Origin of the sequence: Propioniciclava sp. (genome assembly GCF_036744435.1) — a bacterium.
GTDB lineage: Bacteria > Actinomycetota > Actinomycetes > Propionibacteriales > Propionibacteriaceae > Propioniciclava.
The window spans coordinates 1-2,366 of the sequence record NZ_DAIOIA010000214.1; the positions used below are offsets into that span (position 1 = coordinate 1).

Consider the following 2,366-nt stretch of genomic DNA (forward strand, 5'->3'; position numbering starts at 1 on the left):
CGTCGGCCCGAGTCCGTGCTGTCGAGTGAGGGCCACCCACGGATCTTCTCACCTGCCTCAAGCGTGTCGGGACAGCATCCACGACCACCGGTACTGTTCATCCATGTTGCTTGGACAATTGGCGGATCGGTATGGGCGGGTGGCGCGCGACCTGCGCGTCTCGCTGACCGATCGGTGCAATCTACGGTGCAGCTACTGCATGCCCGCCGAAGGCCTCCCCTGGCTGCCGACCGAGGAGACTCTCACCGACGACGAGGTCGTGCGCCTCATCCGCGTCGCGGTGGAGCACGGCGGGATCACCCGCGTCCGCTTCACCGGCGGTGAGCCGCTGCTGCGTCGCGGCCTGGAGCACATCGTCGCCGGAGCCGCGTCGCTCGTCGGTTCGGCCGGACGCCCGGAGCTGGCACTGACCACCAACGGCCTGGGCCTCGATCGTCGCATCGGCGGCCTGGTGCGGGCGGGGCTCGACCGCGTGAACGTCTCGCTGGACTCTCTCGATCGCGCACGCTACGCGCAGTTGGCCCGCAGAGACCGGCTCGACGACGTCCTGGCGGGGATCCTCGCCGCCGACCAGGCGGGCCTGCGCCCGGTCAAGATCAACTCGGTCGTCCTGCGGGGCACCAACGAGCAAGACGTGGTCCCCTTGGCGCGGTTCTGCCTGGAGCGGGGCTACGAACTGCGCTTCATCGAGCAGATGCCGCTGGGCCCGCAGGGCGAGTGGCGGCGCGACGACATGGTCACCGCCGACGAAGTCCTGGCGATGCTGGGCGGCGCCTTCACGCTGTCCCCCGTCGATGGCCCGCGCGGCCCGGCCCCGGCAGCACTGTGGCAGGTCGCCCCCGACACCACTCAACCCGGGGGGCGGCTGGGCGTGATCGCCTCCGTGACCAAGCCGTTCTGCGGTGGATGCGACCGGACCCGACTCACCGCGGACGGACAGATCCGTTCCTGCCTCTTCTCCCGCCAGGAGACCGATCTGCGCGCCGTGCTGCGCGGCGGGGGCAGTGACGAGGATCTCGCCCAAGCGTGGCGCCTCGCGCAATGGGGCAAGCCCCCGGCCCACGGCATCGACGAGCCGGGCTTCCACCAACCCGGCCGGACGATGAGCGCCATCGGCGGTTGAGCATCCCTACACACACAAGGAGGAACCCATGGTGCAGATCCGATACTTCGCCGGCGCGGCGGAGGCTGCAGGACTCGACGAGGCCGAGGTGGACGCGAGCGAATTGACCGCGTCCGAACTGCGGGCCGAACTGGGGAGGTCGAACCCGCGGCTCGCGGAGGTGCTGCGGGTCAGTTCCCTCCTCGCCGACGGAGCCCGCCTCGACGATCCGGATGCGCCCCTGGCCGGGGTGCAGCGCGTGGACGTGCTGCCCCCCTTCGCGGGCGGGTAGGCCCCATGCGCCGGGCGGGTCTGGTGCTGGGCGGTGGACGCTCGACCCGGATGGGAACGGACAAGCTGGCGCTCGTCTTGGAGGGGCGCCCGCTGTTGACCCGGAGCGTGGACGCCGCCCTCACGTGGGCCTCGCGCGTGGTCGTCGCGGGCGACCCGCCTCACGGGTGGTCCTCCGACCCTCGCGTGAGGTTCCGCAGGGAGTCGCCCGCGTTCGGCGGCCCGGTGGCCGGCATCGCGGCCGCGCTCCCCCTGCTGGAGGACGCCGACGAGGTGCTGATCCTGGCCGGCGATCTCGCGGACCCCCTTTCCGTCGTGCGGCTCCTGGCCGCCGAGCCGGAGGGTGAGGACGGGATCGCCTTGGAGGACACCAGCGGCTGGCCGCAGTACCTGGCGGGCCGCTACCGGCTCGGCTCGCTTCGCGACGCCCTCTCGCTGCTCGAGGACCCCCGAGACGTCTCCGTGCGCCGGTTGATGCGTCCGCTGACCGTGCGTCTCATCCCCGCACCGGCCACCGCGACCCAGGATTTAGACACCCCCGAAGTTGCGAAAATACTCGGGGCCCGGCCGCCGCATTCGCGGTGAAACTCGCCGCCTCGTCCCGCGTCTGAGAATGCCCGCGAGGCCGCCCGGAGAACCCCAGCGCAGAGTCCCCGCCAGACATGTTTATCCGAGTAACTTGTGCAAAACTCAGCGCCATGGAACCTCGCGCCAGACTCGACGGGCCAGCCTCAGATGCCCTGCTGAAGGTCGGTCGATACTTCACCCGCTGGGACAGCACCCAGGATCTGCGCGCCACCTTCCGCGAGGGCGGACGCTCCGGCGACATCTTCTACCGCGACCGCTGGAGCCACGACAAGGTCGTCCGGTCCACCCACGGCGTGAACTGCACCGGCTCGTGCTCCTGGAAGGTCTACGTCAAGGACGGCATCATCACCTGGGAGTCGCAGCAGACCGACTACCCCACCACGGG

General features: G+C 70.6%; 3 protein-coding genes and 1 pseudogene. All 4 read left to right on the plus strand.

Going from position 1 to position 2,366, the window contains the following annotated elements; genetic code table 11:
- Positions 1 to 103: 103 nt before the first annotated feature.
- The gene (gene moaA, locus V7E09_RS15280) at positions 104 to 1,123 is read left to right on the plus strand and encodes a GTP 3',8-cyclase MoaA (protein ID WP_324510647.1); all 1,020 of its coding nucleotides are present in this window, start codon (positions 104 to 106) and stop codon (positions 1,121 to 1,123) included.
- A 28-nt stretch (positions 1,124 to 1,151) separates the two neighbouring features.
- The gene (locus tag V7E09_RS15285) at positions 1,152 to 1,394 is read left to right on the plus strand and encodes a MoaD/ThiS family protein (protein WP_324510648.1); all 243 of its coding nucleotides are present in this window, start codon (positions 1,152 to 1,154) and stop codon (positions 1,392 to 1,394) included.
- Positions 1,395 to 1,399: 5 nt separating this feature from the next.
- A complete protein-coding gene (gene mobA / locus V7E09_RS15290) occupies positions 1,400 to 1,978 on the plus strand; it encodes a molybdenum cofactor guanylyltransferase (RefSeq protein WP_324523697.1) in 579 nt (192 codons plus the stop codon).
- A gap of 113 nt (positions 1,979 to 2,091) precedes the next feature.
- Positions 2,092 to 2,366, plus strand: a pseudogene (locus V7E09_RS15295) (molybdopterin-dependent oxidoreductase); the annotation flags it as partial.

Coding starts and splice junctions, on each gene's coding strand:
- moaA (WP_324510647.1), top strand. CDS start 104: ATGTTGCTTGGACAATTGGCGGATCGGTATGGGCGGGTGGCGCGCGAC.
- V7E09_RS15285 (WP_324510648.1), top strand. CDS start 1,152: ATGGTGCAGATCCGATACTTCGCCGGCGCGGCGGAGGCTGCAGGACTC.
- mobA (WP_324523697.1), top strand. CDS start 1,400: ATGCGCCGGGCGGGTCTGGTGCTGGGCGGTGGACGCTCGACCCGGATG.